The sequence below is a fragment of the Streptomyces sp. SID5785 genome, from assembly GCF_009870065.1.
In the GTDB taxonomy this organism is placed as follows: domain Bacteria; phylum Actinomycetota; class Actinomycetes; order Streptomycetales; family Streptomycetaceae; genus Streptomyces.
This window is the reverse complement of sequence record NZ_WWIA01000580.1, coordinates 1-5,148: the sequence shown is the minus strand read 5'-3', so window position 1 is coordinate 5,148 and position 5,148 is coordinate 1. Positions and strand designations below refer to the sequence as shown.

Here is a 5,148-nt window from a genome sequence, read left to right as displayed (position 1 = left end):
TTCGGCACCCCCGGCCAGGACCGCTTCTGGTTCATGTGGGACGACCTCGTACGCGGCGCCATCGGCGCCGTGGTGCTCGTGGACACGCGCCGGCTCGCGGACTGCTTCCCCGCGGTGGACTACTTCGAGAACTCGGGCCTGCCCTTCGTCATCGCGCTCAACGGGTTCGACGGCCACCAGCCCTACAACCCCGACGAGGTCCGCGAGGCACTGCAGATCGGCCCCGACACCCCGATCATCACGACGGACGCCCGCCACCGCGCGGACGCCAAGTCCGCCCTGATCACGCTGGTGGAACACGCCCTGATGGCCCGGCTGAAGTGAACCGAAGCGGTCGCAACCGGGCCACCAAGTGACAAGATCGGTACGGTAGTTGTCGGGGGCTCCGCGCAGGCCCGTGTGGCGTTTGACACGCGGGGCCCCTGTGTTCATAACGTTTCGACAGAGAATTCCACGGGGACGGCCACAGGTCGCGCACACCCGGTTCCACTGCGCTCACAAGAGCCCCGTCTTTTGACGGGGCTCGTTCTTTATGCCCGTTTTATCTGGGGCATGAGTCGATTGGAGGTTCCGGTTCCGACTGTTTGGAAGTGCGCCTCCTGACGTGCTGGAATGCGCTGAACTGCCCAGTAAGAACGGGCCTGGAGACACCAAGCGGCACAACGTAGGTGCCATCCGCCGAGAGGTTGTTGGTCGAGTGAGGCGAAGCAAGAACAGTCCCGCGCCGGCAGCGGCACGGGGCAACTTCACCCCGCCGCCGCGCACAGCGGCGCAGGCCGCACCGGCCGGTGAGGCCGCGGCACCGGCACCGTCGGGCGGACGGATGTCGCCGCGCAACTGGCGCGTGCCCACGAAGCTGAACGCGATCCTGCTCATACCTGTGATCGTGGGTCTGGTCATGGGCGGCTTCCAGGTGAAGAACTCCATCGACACCTGGCACGAGGCCCAGGACGCCGAGAACACGGCCAAGCTCGTGCAGGCGTCCCTGACCTACGGCAACCTCCTCATCCAGGAGCGCGACGTCACGGCCGCCCCGCTGCTCCAGGGCAAGAAGAACGACCCGGCGGTCGAGCAGGCCCGCGCGGCCACGGACAAGGCGGGGCTCGCCTTCCACGAGGCCGCCAAGAACATGCCGCAGACCGAGGGCCTCACCCGCCGCCTGCGCGACTTCAACAAGGTCGAGGGCGGCCTGGAGAAGCTTCGCGCGGCCGCTTACACGTCAAAGCTCCCCGGCGTGGAGACCGAAGAGAAGTACGTCGGCATCCAGCACCCGCTGATGGAGTTCGCCAACGAGCTCGGCCTGGGCACCGGAAACATCACGAGCTACGGCCGCACCGTCTACGCGATCTCGCTGTCGAAGGCGGCGCTCTCGCTCGAGCGCTCCATCGGCATGCACCTCCTGGTGAAGCCCGGCCCGACCGCGACCAGCTTCGCCAAGCAGCGCACCGCGCTCGGCAGCTACGCCTATCTCGAGGGCATCGCCATCGAGGAGTACAAGGGCGGTGGCACCCCCGACGATCTGCGCGTCCTCCAGGAGGCGCAGAAGAAGCTGAAGGCGGACGGCGCCAAGCAGGTCGCCGCGGCCAAGGCGAAGGACCCCTCGTACAAGGCGCCGCCGGCCGACCCGACCGACATGGTCGCCGCCGTCGTGGCGCTGCCCACCACGCAGCCCAGCGCCCGGCTCGCCCTCGCCCAGCAGGGCGTGACGCCCGAGAACTGGTGGGCGGTCAACACGGCGAAGTTCGACGCCTATCGCACGATCGAGTCGGATCTCGCCGACAAGGCCGTGAAGGAGGCGTCCGGCATCGCCGCCGACGCCAAGCAGGAAGCCCTCATCATCGGCGCCGCGGTGGTCGTCGCGCTGCTCGCCGCCGTCGTGCTCGCCGGTCTCATGGCCCGCCAGATGTCGCGCTCGATGCGCCGGCTGCGCTCCGCCGCCTTCGACGTGGCCGAGCAGCGTCTGCCGATGCTCGTCGACCAGCTCTCGCGCACCGACCCGGGCCGGGTCGACACCCGCGTGCAGCCGATCCCGATCACCACGGGCGACGAGATCGGCGAGGTCGCCCGGGCCTTCGACCAGGTGCACCGCGAGGCCGTCCGGCTCGCCGCCGAGCAGGCCCTGCTGCGGGGCAACATCAACGCGATCTTCACCAACCTGTCGCGCCGCAACCAGTCGCTGATCGAGGGCCAGCTGACCCTCATCACGGACCTGGAGAACAACGAGGCCGACCCGGACCAGCTGGAGAACCTCTTCCGCCTGGACCACCTCGCGACCCGTATGCGCCGCAACGGCGAGAACCTCCTGGTCCTCGCCGGCGAGGAGCCGGGCCGCCGCTGGGACCAGCCGGTCCCGCTGGTCGACGTGCTGCGCGCCGCCTCCTCCGAGGTGGAGCAGTACGAGCGCGTCGAGCTGTCCGGTGTCCCGGAGGCCGAGATCCACGGCCGCGCGGTCACCGACCTCGTGCACCTGCTCGCCGAGCTCTTGGAGAACGCGACGACGTTCTCCTCGCCGCAGACCAAGGTCCGCGTCACCGCGACCCGGCTGCCCGACGGCCGCGTCATGATCGAGATCCACGACAAGGGCATCGGCCTCACCGCCGAGGACTTCGCGGACATCAACCACAAGCTGGCGAACCCGCCGACCGTGGACGCCGCGATCTCCAGCCGCATGGGCCTCTTCGTGGTCGGCCGGCTGTCCGACCGGCACGGCATCCGGGTCCAGCTGCGCCCCTCGGGCGAGCAGGCGGGTACGACCTCGCTGGTCATGCTCCCGGAGCCGATCACCCACGGTGGCGGCGGGCAGACGACGCACCACCAGGACGACTCCGAGTTCACCGTCTCGACGATGATCCCGCAGCAGCAGGCCTTCGAGAAGGCGCCGCTGCGCACCGCCGCCGAGCTGGGCTTCGACGACAGCCGCTACGACGTGCCGGACGACGCCCGCGAGCTCGACCCGGTCGGCCGCTCGCTGATGCGTGAGGAGCGCCGTGCGGCGCTCGAGGCGCAGGCCCAGGCGATCGACCCGGTCCCGTCGGCGGACGGCCGCCCGATGTTCCGGGACGAGATCGCCCCGCCGCAGGACCCGCAGCAGTCGTACGCCCCGCAGTCGGCCTACGCCGATCAGCAGGGCGGTGGCTACGACGACCAGCAGGCCATCGGCTACGACAACCCGCGCCAGGACGTCTACGGCGAGCAGCAGCCGGCCTACGACGACCAGCCGCAGGGCGCGTACGACGGTTTCGCGGCGGGCCAGCCCGACCCCTACCGGCAGCAGAACGGGTATGCGGAAGCGGCCCCGGAGCAGCAGTACGCCCCGTACGAGGAGGCCGGTCAGGCCGACTGGCAGGCCCAGGACGGCTATCAGGGCGGGTACCAGGACGACTTCCGGCAGCCGTACGGCGGCGAAGCGGAATCCGTCCAGGGCGCTGACGCGGCCGAGCCGGAGAGCGTATCCTTCGACCCGCACGGTCCGCTGGCGGCCGGCCCCTCCCCCTCCGTCCCGCACGCGCTGACCGACGCCGGTCTCCCGCGCCGCGGTGCCGGTGCTCCCCAGCGCCAGGAGCCGGCGCAGGAGCCGGCCGCGGAGCCCTCGTCCGGCGACGACACCTGGCGCTCGGCGAACGACGCACGCTGGGAGCGCGCGGAGTCGCTCAAGCGGCCGAAGGCGGGCGGGGTCACCTCGTCCGGTCTCCCCCGCCGCGTGCCCAAGGCCAACCTGGTCGAGGGCACGGCGGAGTCGACGCCCCAGGGCGGGCCCCAGATCTCCCGCGCGCCGGAGGACGTGCGCGGCAGACTGAGCAACCTGCGCCGCGGGGTGCAGCGGGGCCGCAGCGAGGGCGGCGGCGAACAGCAGTGACGGTCTTTCCGGCAGTGACAGCAGTGACAGCAGTGACGAAGACGAACGGCCAGGTCAGCGGGCATCCCGGTGGACCTGTCAGCACCTACAACCAGGAGCGTTAGTGTGAGCCCGATGAGCCAGGCGGCACAGAACCTGAACTGGTTGATCACCAACTTCGTGGACAACACCCCCGGGGTGTCCCACACGGTGGTGGTCTCCGCCGACGGACTCCTTCTGGCGATGTCCGAAGGGTTCCCCCGCGACCGCGCCGACCAGCTGGCGGCCGTCGCGTCGGGTCTGACCTCGTTGACCGCGGGCGCGTCCCGCATCTTCGAGGGTGGCGCGGTGAACCAGACAGTTGTGGAGATGGAGCGGGGATTCCTGTTCATCATGTCCATCTCTGACGGTTCTTCTCTCGCCGTCCTTGCACACCCCGAGGCGGACATTGGCCTCGTTGGGTACGAGATGGCACTTCTTGTCGACCGCGCGGGCTCGGTTCTCACCCCCGACCTGCGTGCGGAGCTTCAGGGAAGCCTTCTCAACTAGCAGACAAGCGGTGCGTTTTCGCGCCCCGTGGCCGTAAGGTTTCGGGACGCGGCTCCACAGTGATGGGCCCAGCGCAGTCGGAGGAGGAGTACGTGTCTGGTTCAGCAACACCCCCGAGCGGTTCGTCGGCCAACTGGCCGCCCTACGGCCCCACGCAGGGCCAGGCCGGCATGGGTGGCGACGGTTCGCAGAACCGGTACGACTTCCCCTCCGGGCCGGCCCACGCCCGGCCGATGCGGCAGCCCGGTCCGTACGACCAGCCGTCCGCGCCGCGCATCATGCCCGTGCAGCCGCAGCCGCGTCCCGACGCGAATCCCGCACCCGCTGCGAAGAACAACCCCCTGGTGCGCCCGTACGCCATGACGGGCGGCCGCACCAGGCCGCGGTACCAGCTCGCCATCGAGGCGCTGGTGCACACGACCGCGCAGCCGCACCAGTTGCAGGGCCAACTGCCCGAGCACCAGCGGATCTGCCATCTGTGCCGGGAGATCAAGTCGGTGGCCGAGATCTCGGCCCTGCTGACCATTCCTCTCGGTGTGGCCAGGATTCTCGTCGCCGACCTCGCGGAGGCGGGCCTGGTCGCCATCCATCAGCCCGGCGGCGACGAGAGCGCCGGCGGCCAGCCAGACGTGACTTTGCTCGAAAGGGTGCTCAGTGGACTTCGCAACCTCTAGCGGAGGGCCGGCAACTCCAAGTCGTTCCACCACGTCCGCGAAGATCGTGGTGGCCGGCGGCTTCGGCGTCGGCAAGACGACGTTCGTGGG

4 protein-coding genes and 1 pseudogene are annotated in these 5,148 nt (G+C 70.0%); all 5 read left to right on the top strand.

Annotated elements, in window-relative coordinates:
• On the top strand, nucleotides 1-324 hold a 324-nt coding region (locus tag GTW43_RS18815), incomplete at its 5' end, for an ATP/GTP-binding protein (RefSeq protein ID WP_202501630.1).
• A 373-nt stretch (nucleotides 325-697) separates the two neighbouring features.
• The gene (locus tag GTW43_RS18810; RefSeq protein WP_161303188.1) at nucleotides 698-3,856 is read left to right on the top strand and encodes a nitrate- and nitrite sensing domain-containing protein; all 3,159 of its coding nucleotides are present in this window, start codon (nucleotides 698-700) and stop codon (nucleotides 3,854-3,856) included.
• Nucleotides 3,857-3,970: 114 nt separating this feature from the next.
• Entirely contained in the window at nucleotides 3,971-4,384 is a 414-nt protein-coding gene (locus GTW43_RS18805) for a roadblock/LC7 domain-containing protein (RefSeq protein WP_005311461.1), read from the top strand.
• Between the two features lie 62 nt (nucleotides 4,385-4,446).
• Nucleotides 4,447-5,058: a DUF742 domain-containing protein gene (locus tag GTW43_RS18800; RefSeq protein WP_161303187.1), complete on the top strand. Its 612-nt coding sequence runs from the start codon at nucleotides 4,447-4,449 to the stop codon at nucleotides 5,056-5,058.
• Nucleotides 5,039-5,148 (top strand): annotated as a pseudogene (locus tag GTW43_RS18795) (ATP-binding protein); the annotation flags it as partial. The gene GTW43_RS18800 and the pseudogene GTW43_RS18795, both read left to right, overlap by 20 nt.

Coding starts and splice junctions, on each gene's coding strand:
- GTW43_RS18805 (WP_005311461.1), top strand. CDS start 3,971: ATGAGCCAGGCGGCACAGAACCTGAACTGGTTGATCACCAACTTCGTG.
- GTW43_RS18800 (WP_161303187.1), top strand. CDS start 4,447: ATGGGCCCAGCGCAGTCGGAGGAGGAGTACGTGTCTGGTTCAGCAACA.